The organism is Brevibacillus brevis (assembly GCF_031583145.1).
GTDB classification, from domain to species: domain Bacteria; phylum Bacillota; class Bacilli; order Brevibacillales; family Brevibacillaceae; genus Brevibacillus; species Brevibacillus brevis_E.
The window spans coordinates 3,919,693-3,934,670 of sequence record NZ_CP134050.1 but is presented as its reverse complement, the minus strand read 5'-3'; the positions used below and the strand labels follow the sequence as shown (position 1 = coordinate 3,934,670).

The window sequence follows — 14,978 nt, the reverse complement described above, 5'->3', positions numbered from 1 at the left end:
GTTCCCTGAATCGAGATTCCTTCTCCAAGTACTCTAGCAAGGAAAGATGAGAGACGACATGACACAAAAAAATCGGCATTTTTCATTATGGGGATGGAAGCTGGCGGCAGCGTTCCTGGTCTTTCTCGCGATGTTCGTCATCGCGATGCTTTTCGGGGCTGCCGACACCTCCCTGATGGATGTGTGGCTGGCGCTGACCTCCCAAACCGCGAGCGAAAAGCTGTCGCTGCTGCGGGAAATACGGCTCCCCCGAGAGGTCGCGGCCATGTTCGTGGGTGCAGCGCTGGCTGTCTCCGGGGCGATTATGCAAGGCATGACGCGAAATCCGCTTGCCGATCCCGGTTTGCTCGGCTTGACGGCAGGAGCGAATGCGGCGCTGGCTGTTACGCTGGCTTTGATTCCGACGGCCAATTACATGGGGATCACGGTAGCTTGCTTTCTGGGAGCGGCCGTTGGGTCTCTCCTGGTATTCGGCATCGGTTCACTGAAGAAGGGAGGATTCTCTCCGCTGAGACTGGTGTTGGCCGGTTCGGCAGTGTCTGCGTTCTTGTATGCGATCGCAGAAGGGATAGGACTTACCTTCAAAATTTCGAAAGACGTGTCCATGTGGACGGCCGGCGGTGTGGTCGGGACTACCTGGAGCCAGTTGCAAATCATCGTCCCGTTTATTGTGCTTGGGATCGTACTGGCGCTGATTTTGTCCCGCCAACTGACGATCCTCAGCCTGAGCGAGGAGGTGGCAGTGGGACTGGGGCAAAGAACTTACTGGATCAAAAGCATCCTGTTTCTCGTCATGATCCTCCTGGCGGGAGCGTCGGTCGCTCTCGTCGGCAACATGGCTTTTATCGGACTGATGGTGCCGCACGTGGTACGGGCGCTGGTCGGAACAGATTACCGCTCGATTATTCCGATGTCCGCCGTGATTGGCGCCGCTTTCATGCTTTTCGCCGATACCCTCGGACGCACCATCAACGCGCCGTACGAGACGCCGGTAGCCGCCATCGTAGCGATGATGGGACTTCCCTTCTTCCTGTTGATCGTACGCAAAAAGGGGAGGGCATTCTTATGATTCACCCAGCCGCAATTCGAAAGCAGCGGTTGATCCTCTGTCTCTTGGTGGCGATGACAGCCGCTGTCGTCGTCATCGGCATGGGGTTGGGCTACGCGTCGCTGTCGTACGACCGATTGCTCCCCACCCTGCTCGGGCAAGGGACCTTCAAGGAAGAGTTTGTCTTGTTTTCCGTCCGCTTGCCGCGGCTCCTCATCACGTGGCTGGCAGGCATGGCGCTTGCCTTGTCCGGTGCGATTCTTCAAGGGATCACGCGAAATGATCTCGCGGAGCCAGGCGTGATCGGCATCAATTCCGGGGCAGGGGTGGCCATCGCTTTGTTCTTCTTGTTTGTCCCGATCGAGCCTGGCTCCTTCGTATACGGGCTTCCAGTAGTCGCCTTTTTGGGCGCCATGCTTACAGCGTTCTTCATTTATGCGTTTTCCTACAAAAAGGACACGGGACTTCAGCCGGTGAGGCTTGTTCTGGTTGGGATCGGCTTCTCGATGGCGCTCTCTGGGGTCATGATCGTCCTCATCTCGTCTGCCGAACGGCAGAAGGTGGATTTTATCGCCAAGTGGCTGGCGGGAAACATCTGGGGGACGGACTGGCCGTTTATTTGGGCAATTCTTCCGTGGATGGCCCTTCTGATTCCGTTTGCGCTGTTCAAAGCAAACCGGTTGAATTTGCTCGCACTGAACGAGCCGGTGGCCATCGGGGTCGGGCTGGCGATCGAAAAAGAGCGGCTGGTTTTGCTGCTGACGGCTGTCGCTCTGGCTGCCGCTGCCGTTTCTGTCACGGGAGGCATCGCTTTTATCGGTTTGCTGGCCCCTCATCTGGCCAAGGTGCTGGTCGGCCCGCGACATCAGTTGAATCTTCCCGTATCGATTGTCCTCGGAGGTTTCCTGCTGCTCGTCGCTGATACGGTCGGCCGAAACCTGGTGGATCCGGACGGAATACCGGCAGGGATCATGGCTGCGTTGATTGGCGCACCGTACTTCTTGTATTTGCTCTGGAAGAAATAATAACGAAGAGCAGGGGCCGATGGGCTGCCTGCTCTTTTTGTCTGGAGGATGGAGAAAGCAAAAAGGCGTGCCGGTACCGTTTTACCGTGCACGCCTTTCGGGATGAAAGCGCGGGCAATGGAATTACGCGCTTTTTTTGTGGATGGCATGGGAAGGAGCGATGAGCTGCTTCCATTTGATTTGCGGCACACCGATCGCAGCGAGTATCATCAGCACGCCGCCCCATTGGGGAAGCGAGACTTGCTCGTGCAAAAGAAAGCTGGACAGCAAGACGACGGCGGGCAGCTCGGCTGCGCTGAGAATCGTGGCGAGTCCGTTGCCGATGCGCGGGACGCCGACGGCCAGACAGAAGATCGGAATGACCGACCCGAACAGCGCCACGAGCAGGCCAAGCGGCAGCAGCCCTTCCCACAAGCGGCCGTTGATGAGATAGGCCGGGGGATAAACCAGCGAAAGCATCACGGCTGCCAAGCTGATGGAAAGCGCACTCCGCAAGTAAGGATTCAGGTCCGGCAAGATCCGGCCGCTGAAAAAGATGACAAACGCGAAGGTCGTGCCCGCCAAAAGTCCGCAAGCCATACCGGAGAGATTGATGTTCTGCATGCCTGTCTCTCCGATGCCGCTGGCGAGGATGGTGCCGATCCCCAGCATCACGATCGAAATCCACTTTTCGGCGGTCGGCCATTTGCGCTGGGCGATCGATTCCAGGAGGACGCCAATCCATGTGAATTGAAAGAAAAAGACGATAGCGAGCGAAGCGGACATGCGGCTGACGGCCTGATGGTAGAAAAAGCTGGACGAAGCCATCATCAGGCTGACCGGGATGAGAGTCAGGACATAGCGGAAGCGGAATTTTTGCTTGGAGAAAAATACCGCGACGATCGTCATGATCAGTCCGCCGAATATCAGTTGGCTGCTGCTCATCTCATAAGGCGTGAAGCCCATCTGAAAGGAAAGCTTCATAAAAAAAGACAGGACACCGTAGCTGCATGCACCTGCTAACACCAATAAGACCGATTTCCAGTAAGACATGGGTGAAATTCCTTTCCGAAACAGTGAACTTAAATATATTGGCTATTGTACTACATGTGTTTTATTGGTACAATGAAATTTTGTAAATCGCTTTATTGTGCTGCTGTGGTAGAAAACTGCATTGCTACTAGGCTGCTACGCTGCCATTGCAGTGAGGTAAAAGGTTCACGCCAATGGTATGCACGCAGTTAATACATGGCGGAACGTTGGCATTTCCGTTACACTACTACCATAAGACAGGAACGTTTGGAGGCAAAACACAGATGAAACAAGGGGTCTTGTACGGGATTGTCGCGTATTTGGCTTGGGGATTGCTTCCGGTGTACTGGAAGCTATTTCAGATGATGGGGGCGTGGGAAATTCTCGCTCACCGCATCGTCTGGTCGCTCTTATTTGTCCTGATGATCCTTGCTTGTACCAGACGATTGGGTCACATGCTGGCCGCCGCGCCCGGCATCAAATTGAAAGGAGCGCTGCTGCTCTGCTCGCTTTTGATCAGCGCGAACTGGCTGCTCTATATCTGGGCGGTCAACCACGACCAGGTAATGGAGACGAGCCTTGGCTATTATATGAACCCGCTGATCAGCGTGCTTTTGGGCGTGGTTTTTTTAAAGGAAAAGATGCGGCTTGGACAGTGGGTTGCCTTGCTGATGGCTGGAGCCGGGGTTATTTACATCACGGTCCAGTACGGCCGCGTTCCTTGGATCGCCTTGTCTCTGGCCTTGTCCTTTGCCTTTTACGGCCTGGCCAAAAAGCTGGTGAATCTGGAGGCGATGATCGGACTTGCGTGGGAGACGGTGTTTGTGGCGCCGATTGCGCTGGCGTACTTGCTCTTCCTGCAAACGACGGGGACAGAAACGGCATTTGCCCTGGAGTGGTGGAAGATCGTCCTGCTGATGCTGGCAGGCGTCGGGACGGCGATGCCCTTGTACTGGTTCGCTCAGGCAACCAGACGTCTGCCCTTGTCCACCCTCGGCTTCATTCAGTATTTGTCCCCGACCATCCAACTGCTGAGCGCGGTCTTTTTGTTCGGAGAGCCGTTTACGCTGACGCATCTGGTCAGTTTTTCCCTGATTTGGGGAGCGCTGATCGTCTTTACGGTCAGTTCGATGAGAAAGAAATCGGCACCTGTGGCGGTCAAGTCCGAAGTGGCGATCAAGAAGCAGGCTTGATCGGCAAAAAGAAAACTCCTGACGAGGCTTCGTCAGGAGTTTTTGCTTTTCTGTCGTTGGTGGCGCTTATGCTTGCATGGCGCGGCGATAGGCACCATGGTTGGTCGGTCCTACGTATTGGTTCAGGGCAAAAGAGTGGCGGATTGCTTCCGTGATGAAATCCTTCGCAACGGCAACGGCATCGCGTACGGAATTTCCTTTTGCCAGTTCGGCACAGATCGCAGCGGAGTATGTGCAGCCCGCGCCGTGCGTAAAGGTGGTTTCGAAACGCTCGGACTCCAGTACGTCAAACGACTGTCCATCGTAGAACACGTCTACGGCAGCATGACCGTGCTGCAGCTTGCTTCCGCCTTTGACGACGACGTATGCCGTTCCGAAATCGTGGATGCGTTTCGCCGCCTCTTTCATGTCGTCCACGCTTTTCAGTGCGCCGAGCTCGCTCAAAATGCCGGCCTCGAACAGGTTCGGAGTAGCGACTGTCGCGCGAGGCAGCAGCACTTCGCGCAAGCTGACCGCGATCTCCGGATGGAGCGCTTCGTCAGCGCCTTTGCAGATCATGACAGGGTCGACGACAACGTTTTTCAGCTGGAACTGCTCGATTTTGCGGGCCGCCAGTTCGACCAGCTCCGTCGTGCCCAGCATGCCTGTCTTGGTCGCGTCTACGCCGATGCCTGCCAGTACGGTTTCCAGTTGTTTCTCCAGAACGGCCACGTCGATAGGGAACACCTCGTGGAACCAGCTATTGTGCGGATCTTGCGCAACGATAACGGTGAGGGCGGTCATGCCGAATACGCCGAGCTCCTGGAAGGTTTTGAGGTCTGCTTGAAGACCTGCGCCGCCGCTCGTATCGGAGCCGGCAATCGTGAGTGCTTTGCGAATGGTCATCTTGATTATCTCCCTTTGTTGTCGGATCGGAAAGATTCAGTACCCGATAGGACGCTAATTTTCGAACTGTACTGCACTGTAATGCACTACCTCTATTGAAAAGGAAAAATACGGCGCTGTCAATAATATCCCCGCAAATTAGAAAACCACTAGGGTGAGACAGAAGGGGGGAGGGAAGGAATGAGCGAAGCAAAATAGCAAAAAAACCGCCTCCCGGTGAAGGGGAAAGCGGTTGTCAGCAGCTGCGCATTTACAGGGAAGCGGCGTGATGAAAGGAGAAGCGGATAGGCGTAGACATGGACTTGGAGCGCGTGGATGCGAGCTGTTTGGCCTTTTTGGCGGCTTCAAACATGCTGGGTGCCTTGATGATTTCAACCCATTTTTTGCTGGCTGTTTCAAATAAAAAACGGTAGATGGTCATCTTTGATCTGCCCTCTCGTGTTTTCTTCACACCGCTATTGTATCAACGAAAAGGAAAGAAAAGGTTACGGCAATGTTACATTTTTTTGAAGAACATGTTGCATCTGTGTGAACGAAAAAACCTTTTCCAATTGAGTTACATTTTTGCGCCTGGTACGTCTATAAAGTGAGAAGTACCCAAAATTTTCATATTTGAACGGTGATGAGGTGCAAACAAAAGATGACGAATGCAGCAGGAGAGTTGACTGTGAAGGGGGTCAATCACAGCTACGGTACCGGGAAAATCAAGGTGCCCGTACTGTTTGACATCAATCTGCACATCGGGCAGGGAGAGTTTGTCGCGTTGTGCGGCTCATCAGGGTCGGGTAAATCGACCTTGCTGAATCTGCTGGCGGGCTTGACGAAACCGGACGAAGGCAGCGTGATCGTCAGCGGCGAAGAAATTTCGCGATACAACGAAAATGAACTGTGCCTGTTTCGCCGCAAGAGCATGGGCTTTATTTTTCAATCGTACAATTTGCTCCCCAACTTGACGGCGCTGGAAAATGTAGAGCTGCCTCTGATCTTTGCGGGAGAGGGGGTTCGCAAACGGCGCGAGAAGGCGAAGGCGATTCTCGAGAGGGTCGGACTGGAAGGAAGGCTCGATCACAAGCCGAACGAGCTGAGCGGCGGGCAGCAGCAGCGCGTCAGTATTGCCCGGGCCCTCGTAAACCAGCCGGGGATCATTCTGGCGGATGAACCGACGGGGAATCTGGACAGCAAGACAGAACAGGAAATTCTTGCCCTCATGAGAGAGATGAACAAAGAAAACGGGACTACGTTCATTATCGTTACCCATGAACAAGAAGTGGCGGAACATTCGGACCGGGTCATCTATTTGCAGGACGGACGAGTCGTACAAAAAAGGACAAGACCAGCGTAGCAGCGGGTATGAGGTGAACGTTAGTGAAAGTATTGGATTCATTTCGAATAGTATGGCGCAACTTGTGGCGCATGAAATTGCGAACGGCCCTCACCTCGGTAGGGGTCATGATCGGGACGGCGGCGATCGTCGCCATGATCGCGCTGAGTCTCGGGCTCAAGGAGAATGCGGTCAAGAGCCTGGAGAATTTCGGGAACCTGACGGAGATGGACGTAGAGCCGATGTATTACATTCCCGAGGAGGATCGGGTCATTCCCGACGACGAGCGGAAAAAGCTGAACATGGAAGCGGTCCAGGAGCTGAAAGCGATCCCGGGCATCGCTGCGGTCATGCCGGTTAAACGGCTGAACGAGCAGGCCAAGCTGAAGGTCGGCAGACGAGAAGGATACGTCGAGCTGATCGGTGTGGATGTCAATGAATCGGCCGCCTACCGCAAGAACGATATCGAGAAAGGAGTATATTTGTCCGGCTCCCCGCAAGAGGTCGTCGTCGCGTACGACGTAGCCCGGGAGATGCGCGACGTGGAAAAGGAGCAGCGGGAGGCCCGCCGACGCAACGCCGATGCCGCAAACAAGGGACCGCGTGCGTTTGCCCCCCCTGACATGGAGGGAGGAGGAGCGCCTGCGACGCTGAATCTGGTCGACAAGGCCGCCACGATCATCCTGACACGCGAGTATCGAGTCGACGACGAGCCGAAGTACGAGAAAAAGGAAATGCGGGTGAGGGTGGTCGGCCAGCTGCAAAAATCGGACAACCACCGCTATTCTACCGCGGTGTACGTGCCAATCAGTGTGATCAAGGAGTTGAACGACTGGGTCAACCGCGGCCGCGGTGACGAAACCCAAGGCTCGGGTAGACGGACCCGCGAGCAGGCCAAACAGGATCACTTCGAGTTCGACCAGTTGACAGTGAAGGTCGAGTCGCGGGAAAAAGTGGAGGGCGTGGTCCTAGCCTTGAAGGAAAAGGGCTATGAGGTGTGGTCGCCTGCCCGCGAGCTGGAGACCATCAACAAGTTTTTCTTTGTGATCCAGATCGTACTGGGCGGAATCGCAGCCATCTCGCTCTTGGTCGCGACCATCGGGATCGTCAACACGATGATCATGTCGATTTTGGAGAGGACAAAGGAAATCGGCATTATGAAAGTAATTGGCGCAACCGTGCTCAACATCCGCTGGCTGTTTTTGATGGAGTCGGGCTTTATCGGTCTGATCGGCGGATTGACCGGACTCGGACTTGCCTGGGGCGCCGTGGAGCTAGTCAATTACTTCGGTGCGGCAGGCGGCCTCATGGATAGCCTGAACATGGGCTACAGAGGCGGAGGCCCCGAACAGGGAGAGGCGAAGCTGGCAGTCATCCCGGTATGGCTGGCACTCTTTGCCATCGGTTTCTCTTTCATCATCGGCCTGTTGGCAGGCATTTTCCCTGCGTTTCGGGCTTCGCGCCTGAGTGCCTTGCAGGCGATCCGATCTGAATAACGAAATGTGAGGAACGAGACATGAACAAGAAAAAGTGGATCATACTGGCAGCAGTCGTAATCGTGTTGGGCGGAGGTGGATACTACGGCTACACCTCCCTGAAAGCGAAGGACGCGGCTACCGCCGAAACGCCTCCGGAGCAGCCGTCGTTTCCAACGGCAAACGTCGACGTGGGGACGGTGAAAAAGACGATTTTTGCTTCCGGGACAGTGGAGGCCAAAGCCCGCGAGGAAGTGAAGCCGGAGCTTAGCGGCAAAGTGGAGCGGCTGCTGGTCAAAGAAGGGCAGACCGTGAAAAAAGGAGATGTGCTGTTTACCGTAGACAGTACGGACGCCCAGCTGGAAATGCAGAAGCAGGAGCTCGGCATCCTGCGAGCGCAAAAGGAACTGGCGGAACTGAAAGACAAGAAAGACCGGATCAAGGCGGACAAAGAAGGAAAGATCAAGGAAGTGCTGGTGAAGGAAGGGGATGTAGTCACCCCGGACACCGTCGTCGCGAAACTGACCAATACCGATTATTTGAAAATTACCGGGAAATTCAGCGCCTACGAAGCGGAACAATTCCGCATCGGCCAAAAGGTGAAGGTGTTCATCACGGCTTCTCTCTATTATATTGAGGGGACGGTCACCCACATCGACCTCGTCGGACAAAAGGAAAAAGGGGTCGGCGGTGTTCACAACGTCGAGGTGCTCGTCAAAAAGCCGGGGGCTCTGTACGTCGGAGACATGGGGGAAGTCCAGTACACGGATCCCAAGGGTGTGCTGTACGCCAGCCAGATCCCGACACCATTCGAACTCCCAGACGAGATGGAGCTGCTCGCAGGCACTCACGGGAAGATCGGAAAAGTGGAAGTCGAGAAAGATGATGAGGTCAAGGTCGGACAGGAGCTGTTCAAGATGGATATGACGTCGTCCGACCTGGAGCTGAGGGAAAAAGAGCTGGCTTTGAAAGAATCGCTGCTGACCATGGAGCAAAAGAAAAGGGAGATCGCAAAAAAGCAAGTGGAGGCGCCGATCAGCGGCGTCATCACAAAGCTGAACGTGAAAGAAGGAGAGACCCCCGGCTCGGGCGAACCGGCAGTCGTCATCATGGATACGTCCGCGGTGTACTTCATGGCGGCGGTGGACGAAATTGACATCCCTTCGATCAAGCTGGGTCAGGCGGTCGACGTATATGTGACTGCCTTTGGCAATCGTCCGTTCAAAGGAAAAGTCATCGATATCCCAAAAGAAGGGACCAAGGAAGACAAGTCAGTGCGTTTTGCCGTCAAGGTAGAGCTGAGCGAGACATCCGAGATGAAGCATGGCATGACAGGAGACTGCGACATTTACGTGCAGCAGAAAGAAAACGTCAAGCGGCTCCCGCTAAACGCCGTGGAGGTCATGGAAGAAGGAAAGGGCACCGTCATGGTCAAGGATCCGCAATCGGGTGAGCCGACTCCCAAAGAAGTGAAGATCGGCGTGGAAGGCACGGACTTTATCGAAATTACCGATGGTCTAAGCGAAGGCGATGAAGTACTGATGACCAACGCATAAGTAAAGGTATCTGAAACCCTGCAAGCGCACTTCGATTGAAAAAGTCCCCGGTTTGGCAGCACGGCCGAACCGGGGATTTATTATGAGCGATTCGAGCTTTCGGCCCATTCAAGTTGAAGCGTTTGGACTATCCGGGTCGTCAAACTTTGCAGAGGATGACCGATGGCCCTACCCGTTTCCGCTGTGAACCGGCGGGCGACGGGGACCATGGAGAGCTGGGCTACTGACAGAGAAGCTTGACCGGTGGCCGAGAGAAGCTCGTCGAGTGCACGGCGCACAGCTTCCAGATACGCTTCCTGCTTGTTTTCCATGAGCAAAGCGAACGCTCCCGTAAGCTGCCGGACTTCGATTTGAGGGCGCAGCCCATTAGCGGCAGCATAAGCTTGCAGGCGCTGCATGGTCGGGGTCACCGTCGCGGGATTGGCGAACAGCAAGGTTTGCGGGCCTTCGCGTTCGGCTATGTCTGCCAGAAAAGGGCCGTCGATGGTGAAGACTGGCGTACGTAGCCGCGCTTCGTCCTCAGCCTTCAGGGCGGCAGCGTACTGCGTACAAGTGATGACGATCGCGTCCGGGTTGGCTGCCTCCATCCAAAGCAGTTGGCTGATCAAGCGGTCATGGGACTGTTCGGTTGTGGGCGAGCATACCCCTGTGTGTTGCAAGAGCGACCCCGGATCCACGTAATGCACGAGCTCCGCGTTCCAGGGGGCAACCGCCTCGTCCAACAGCGGGATGTTCGAATGGTTCGCGTGCAGGCAAGCGATTCGCTTCATGACGCTGCCCCTTGATCGCCAGTCGCCGACTCTTTCCGGGCGATCACGCGAATTCGTTTGTAGTCGATGATCCACTGACCCCCCGAGTAAAGGGTAGGGCGCAGCCATTCGGTAGCAGCCCTGCAAGCCTCATCTATTTCGTTTTCGGTCAGACCGGCAAAAAAGGGGCTGCAAAACGAGTCCAGCCAATGTCTGAGACCTCGGTCGTTGTCTGGCATGACGGTGGGGCGATCGAAATGAGAGGCCAAAACAACGCGAAAGCCTTGTCTCTCCAACAGAGAGGTGTACTCCCCTACACTGGGAAAGTACCACGGGTGTCTGTCGTCAGCCGAGATTCCGATCTTGCCGAGGGCGAAGCGCAGTGCCTGGATCACTTGCTCGCAGTTGCCTTTCCCTCCGAATTCAGCCACGAACCGCCCGCCAGGAGCAAGTGCCAGCCAAACGGACTTCGCTACTTCCTCGGGACCCTTCATCCAGTGCAGGGCAGCGTTTGAGAAGATGGCGTCATATGGCTGATCCGTGCGATACGTGTGGGCGTCCGCTACCTCAAAGGACAAGTGCGGGTATTTGCTGCGGGCGGTTGCGATCATTTCGGGGGAAAAATCGCTTCCTGTCACGACGGCTCCGGTCTCAGCCAACTGAGCAGTCAGATCACCCGTGCCACAGCCAAGGTCCAGAATGCGTTCGCCTGCTACCGGTGCAAGCCAGTCGATCAATCCTTTTCCATACTGAGAGACAAAGTTCATTTTTTCATCGTAGTGGCCTGCGTTCCATTGCATGGTGTGACTCATGTCAACCCCTCCTTACCCTTGTTTTACCAGCCAGGAGAATATTAGTCAAATCTATATAAATTATTATTTTGATAGGTTTATCCTATGAGTCTTTGCATAGCGTTCTTTTCTTCAGATCGGAAACATTTTCCTGACTGGAAACAAAAGGAGAAGCGCTGATTTTGTCGAATTAGGATTCAGACGAACGATGCAGATAGAGAAAGTGAGAGGACATCAAGTGAAAAAATGGGTTGTATCAGCGCTTTTGGTGTGTCTGGCAACTGGAAGCCTGTTGTCAGGCATTTCCGTCTCGCCAGCACTGGGGGCGTCTACAACGATGAAGCGGAACAGTCAGGTGTCGAAACCCGTACAGAAGCCGATTCACGATCGTATCGTATTTAATGACTACCAGGTTGCAGGCTTGTCTACGGGCGGGTGGAACTGGGTGAAAAACGACGAGTTTATTCTCCCGCCGGATACTCCGCTGGATGTTGACCTCACGCAAACAACGTATGGAAGCGGCACAAACGTGAATCGCTACGAAGTGTTTCTCGACGGTACGGAGCTGACTGCCTTTCGAGGGGAGAAGCATGCCAACCAGTCCACGTTGAAATGGGAAGTCCCGAGGTTTACCATTCCTTCCTCCAAGCTCACTGCCGGCATACATACCTTGACCTTTGTCGTGAAGGACGGAAACGCTCAAAGCAGTACAGTTAGCGTGCGGTTCCGAGTGGAAGCCCAAAACTACCCGTTCATTTATGAAGGAGAAAAACCGACGGGAGAGACGGTGCCATCGGGAGGGACCGCTGCGATCTTCGGGCTGTTTGGCTCCAAAAGCTTTACAAGTGCAGTTCAAGGTACGTGGAAGCTGACAAACAAAACGACCGGGACGGAGATGAGGTCGGTCGCGGGTACGCTATTCTCGACGGGAACCTTGCAAAAGGGAGAGTACGAGCTCCTGTTTCTTCCGGATGACGGGAGCCTTACCCCATGGTCAGTCGCCATCCAGGTAGGACTGGCCGAGCTGTACCTGGGCAAAGACGAGAACGGGCAGAAGCTTTCGCAGAATCAACTAATTACCGCCCCAGAGGCTCCCGGATCGGTACAGCTTTACTCGCCATTCCCCGGGCGCTGGTGGGTGAACGGCACCGGGCAAACGCTGACCGATTCGCAATCTATAGAGGTCGCCATACCGGAAATGCTCGCCGGCATGAAGATCAATGTAACGTTTCAGCCTAATCAGGACCAGGAATCTTCCTATGACTGGATGAGTACGGAGTCTACCGTACAGATCCAGATTCCCGGTACGCCGGAGGCATGCGGGCCTGCATCGGCTACGGCGACCATGGATGTCTTGATGCAAAACAACGAGAAATCGTCGTTGCTCGTGGAGCGGCAAGACCTGTATTCGTCCGATGTGACCGTCAGGCTGTACCAAAATCCGATCCATCTGATCTGGCTGACGACAGCTGCGGATCACGTCAAGTACGGGAGTGAGGCGGATGACGAGGAAGGGCCCGGGGTATGGGCGGTGGACAACATTATAGTGGACAGCGCCAAGCTGAACTGGGATCATACGGCCCTCAAGCTGTCCAGCCTCAATCCAGGGCGCTACAAGATCAATTATTACAGCAAACGGGAACCGAGCAAGTCGTGGTGCGGGTACATCCAAGTGATCGAAGATGTGCCGCCGATTTCGTCAGCGCCAGTATGTGATCCGGGAGAGGCAGGAGTCGCTCCCGTACCGACAAAGATGCGTTTCGTAAGCAAATCGGGCAAAGAGTATCGCGACGGCGATCGGATCGTGGTAGAGGGAGAAAGCGACTTGAGCGATTTGTCAGAGCTGGAGCTGATGTCTACCCATGTGGAAAGCAAGGGGACGAAGCGAATCACCCTCAATAAATCCAGCAAGACGGACCGGCGATACGTGCATATTCCCAATTTGGTCTGGGAAGACGGCAAAACACCCATGGGCGCTGCGCAGGGCCAAGGAACGATGGAATCGAGCAATGAAGTGGAAATCAGCTACAATGACGACGTGCTCACCAAGCTGAAGCCGAGGATTCTCCGCACGGATGGGGAAAAGGAAGCAAACGAGGGCGTCGATTCGCTCGACCTGAAGCAGATCATCGATTTTCACGACCGCAAACCAGGCGTGTATACGATCAAGGTGACAAATACGCTTGGATATCAGTCGTGCAAGGTCATATCTTATTTGAAATCCTACAAGAAAGACACGGATTTTATCGAACAGGAGCAGACTTTAACGCTCACGATTGACGTACAATAAAGAATAGGACGAACCCTCTGCGATGCAGGGGGTTTTGCTGTAGGAGGAGAAGCGCATGACAGAAGAACAGAGAGCTGTTCTGGAGAAGTTCGGTTTTCGGATCGAAGCCCAAGAAGTGAAACATTCCAAACTCGGAATCGTAAGAGGAATAGAGGAGTTTGCCGGGATGAAGTCGGCAGAAGAGCTGCAGCAATACGTGAAGCATTTGCTCCGCAACCAATGTCTGTGGAAGCGGGAACACGGCGGTCGCTCTTGAAAGGAGATAGAGGATGGAAACGAGAGAGTCCTTGTATCAGGCGTTGAGAGAAGTGGAAGCCTGGGAGGCACAGCAAAAAGACTTGTGGTTTTGGGAAAAGCTGGGCAGGCTGCCCTTTGTGTTGCTGGATCGGATCACGCCAAAGGTGGTGAGGGAGAAGCTCGGGGCGGCTGTTGATGAAATGGCGGCCTTCCTGGAAACGGGAGGGAAGTACCTGGCGAAAGACGAAGCGGTGTACGCCAAGTTCCGCAGTCGGATGGGGCTCGCGCAGGGGCCGGATGCGGATGAGATGGCGAGAACGCCACTGGCGCTGATGGATGCGGTCGCGAGTGACTTGAAGGAGTCCAGAGCTACGTTCGCTACGGTACAGGGGGCCACAACCGGTATTGGCGGCATTTTCACCCTCGCGCTGGACATCCCTCTGTTGGTGGGAACCTCGCTGAAAGTTTTGCAAGAAATGGCGCTCTGCTACGGGTATCGCCCCGAGGAGAAAAGAGAGCGGTTATTCGTGATCAAGTGCCTGCAATTTGCTTCTTCTGACATCGTCGGAAAAAAAGCCATCCTCGAGGAGCTGGCTCAGTTTGACAATCCCGCTGCGGAGAAGGATGTCATGGCACAGCTCCAAGGCTGGCGAGAAGTCGTATTGACCTATACGGAAAACTTCGGGTGGAAAAAACTGTTCCAGATGGTTCCCATCGCCGGGATCTTGTTTGGCGCCTACATCAACCGCTCGTCCGTGCAGGATGTCGCGGAGGCAGGCATGATGCTGTACCGAAAACGGCGCATTCTGGAGCGGCTGCGGGAGACTAACGCGGGAGTCGAATCTATTTCTCCCACTCCTCGACCGTGATGGCGTACATGTTGTGGTCTTCCCATTTGCCGTTGATTTGCAAGTAACGTAGCGAGAGGCCTTCATATCGGAATCCGTTTTTTTCGAGGACGCGGATAGAGCCGAGGTTTCGGGGCATCACGCCGGCCTGTACCCGATGGAGCTGTCCGTCGGTAAAGGCGTACCGAAGAGCCAGTCCGACAGCAGCAGTCGTATACCCTTTGCCGTTGAGCTCCTTGTCGAGGAAGTATCCCAAGGTAGCGTTTTGCCAAGCTCCCCGCGCTACATTGGACAGGGATACCCGGCCGATCATCTGGTCATTATCCCGCAAGAAAACACCGAACGCAAAGGCAGTTTGCTTGGCAAAATCGCTTATGGCCTGGGCGATCAGTTCCTGCTGCCCCTCCAATGTAAGGTAGGAAGCAGGGCGAATCGGTTCAAAAAGTTGGAAAAATTCGTGATTTCGCCGTCGCAGCTCCAGAAGCTCGGCGGCGTCTTCCCATGTGAGAGGGCGCAAGTAAATGCTGTCTGTATGCAGTTTCATCTTGA

Annotated in this window: 15 protein-coding genes; 9 read left to right on the top strand and 6 right to left on the bottom strand. The window is 54.7% G+C overall.

Annotated elements, in window-relative coordinates; translation table 11 throughout:
• The first annotated feature begins 58 nt into the window (after window positions 1-58).
• Complete coding sequence (locus tag RGB73_RS19520) at window positions 59-1,069, top strand: FecCD family ABC transporter permease (protein WP_310764423.1); 1,011 nt, start codon at window positions 59-61, stop codon at window positions 1,067-1,069.
• Window positions 1,066-2,073, top strand: coding sequence for a FecCD family ABC transporter permease (locus tag RGB73_RS19515; RefSeq protein ID WP_310764422.1), 1,008 nt, complete (start codon window positions 1,066-1,068; stop codon window positions 2,071-2,073). The genes RGB73_RS19520 and RGB73_RS19515 overlap by 4 nt, the downstream gene beginning before the upstream one ends.
• Window positions 2,074-2,196: 123 nt before the next feature.
• Here the strand turns inward: RGB73_RS19515 and RGB73_RS19510 are convergent, their stop codons facing one another.
• Window positions 2,197-3,105: an EamA family transporter gene (locus RGB73_RS19510; protein ID WP_310764421.1), complete on the bottom strand. Its 909-nt coding sequence runs from the start codon at window positions 3,103-3,105 to the stop codon at window positions 2,197-2,199.
• 263 nt (window positions 3,106-3,368) lie between these two features.
• On the opposite strand from RGB73_RS19510, the gene rarD reads away from it, so the two are divergent.
• On the top strand, window positions 3,369-4,277 hold the full coding sequence (gene rarD / locus RGB73_RS19505) for an EamA family transporter RarD (protein ID WP_310764420.1): 909 nt from the start codon (window positions 3,369-3,371) through the stop codon (window positions 4,275-4,277).
• 66 nt (window positions 4,278-4,343) lie between these two features.
• Here the strand turns inward: rarD and pdxK are convergent, their stop codons facing one another.
• Together pdxK and RGB73_RS19495 are read right to left on the bottom strand one after the other, a co-directional pair.
• Window positions 4,344-5,162, bottom strand: coding sequence for a pyridoxine/pyridoxal/pyridoxamine kinase (pdxK, locus tag RGB73_RS19500; protein WP_310764419.1), 819 nt, complete (start codon window positions 5,160-5,162; stop codon window positions 4,344-4,346).
• A 250-nt stretch (window positions 5,163-5,412) separates the two neighbouring features.
• Window positions 5,413-5,583, bottom strand: a complete 171-nt coding sequence (locus tag RGB73_RS19495; RefSeq protein ID WP_310764418.1) for a hypothetical protein — start codon at window positions 5,581-5,583, stop codon at window positions 5,413-5,415.
• Window positions 5,584-5,802: 219 nt separating this feature from the next.
• Between RGB73_RS19495 and RGB73_RS19490 the strand changes: the two genes are divergently transcribed.
• The 3 genes from RGB73_RS19490 to RGB73_RS19480 are packed head-to-tail and all read left to right on the top strand — an operon-like array spanning window position 5,803 to window position 9,514.
• Complete coding sequence (locus tag RGB73_RS19490) at window positions 5,803-6,504, top strand: ABC transporter ATP-binding protein (protein WP_310764417.1); 702 nt, start codon at window positions 5,803-5,805, stop codon at window positions 6,502-6,504.
• Window positions 6,505-6,527: 23 nt separating this feature from the next.
• Window positions 6,528-7,979, top strand: coding sequence for an ABC transporter permease (locus tag RGB73_RS19485; protein ID WP_310764416.1), 1,452 nt, complete (start codon window positions 6,528-6,530; stop codon window positions 7,977-7,979).
• A gap of 20 nt (window positions 7,980-7,999) precedes the next feature.
• The gene (locus RGB73_RS19480) at window positions 8,000-9,514 is read left to right on the top strand and encodes an efflux RND transporter periplasmic adaptor subunit (RefSeq protein WP_310764415.1); all 1,515 of its coding nucleotides are present in this window, start codon (window positions 8,000-8,002) and stop codon (window positions 9,512-9,514) included.
• A gap of 80 nt (window positions 9,515-9,594) precedes the next feature.
• Here the strand turns inward: RGB73_RS19480 and RGB73_RS19475 are convergent, their stop codons facing one another.
• Complete coding sequence (locus tag RGB73_RS19475) at window positions 9,595-10,284, bottom strand: hypothetical protein (RefSeq protein WP_310764414.1); 690 nt, start codon at window positions 10,282-10,284, stop codon at window positions 9,595-9,597.
• Window positions 10,281-11,075 carry a class I SAM-dependent methyltransferase gene (locus RGB73_RS19470; protein WP_310764413.1) on the bottom strand — a complete coding sequence of 265 codons (795 nt, stop codon included), beginning with the start codon at window positions 11,073-11,075 and terminating at the stop codon, window positions 10,281-10,283. The genes RGB73_RS19475 and RGB73_RS19470 overlap by 4 nt, the downstream gene beginning before the upstream one ends.
• Window positions 11,076-11,292: 217 nt before the next feature.
• Between RGB73_RS19470 and RGB73_RS19465 the strand changes: the two genes are divergently transcribed.
• From RGB73_RS19465 to RGB73_RS19455, 3 genes are read left to right on the top strand one after another with little or no spacing between them, the layout of a single operon-like run.
• Entirely contained in the window at window positions 11,293-13,344 is a 2,052-nt protein-coding gene (locus RGB73_RS19465) for a hypothetical protein (RefSeq protein ID WP_310764412.1), read from the top strand.
• A 55-nt stretch (window positions 13,345-13,399) separates the two neighbouring features.
• Complete coding sequence (locus tag RGB73_RS19460) at window positions 13,400-13,600, top strand: hypothetical protein (protein ID WP_310764411.1); 201 nt, start codon at window positions 13,400-13,402, stop codon at window positions 13,598-13,600.
• A 13-nt stretch (window positions 13,601-13,613) separates the two neighbouring features.
• Complete coding sequence (locus RGB73_RS19455; RefSeq protein WP_310764410.1) at window positions 13,614-14,450, top strand: EcsC family protein; 837 nt, start codon at window positions 13,614-13,616, stop codon at window positions 14,448-14,450.
• On the opposite strand, the gene RGB73_RS19450 is transcribed toward RGB73_RS19455, so the two are convergent.
• Window positions 14,425-14,973, bottom strand: a complete 549-nt coding sequence (locus RGB73_RS19450) for a GNAT family N-acetyltransferase (RefSeq protein WP_310764409.1) — start codon at window positions 14,971-14,973, stop codon at window positions 14,425-14,427. The two genes, RGB73_RS19455 and RGB73_RS19450, sit on opposite strands and share 26 nt — an antisense overlap.
• Between the last annotated feature and the right edge of the window lie 5 nt (window positions 14,974-14,978).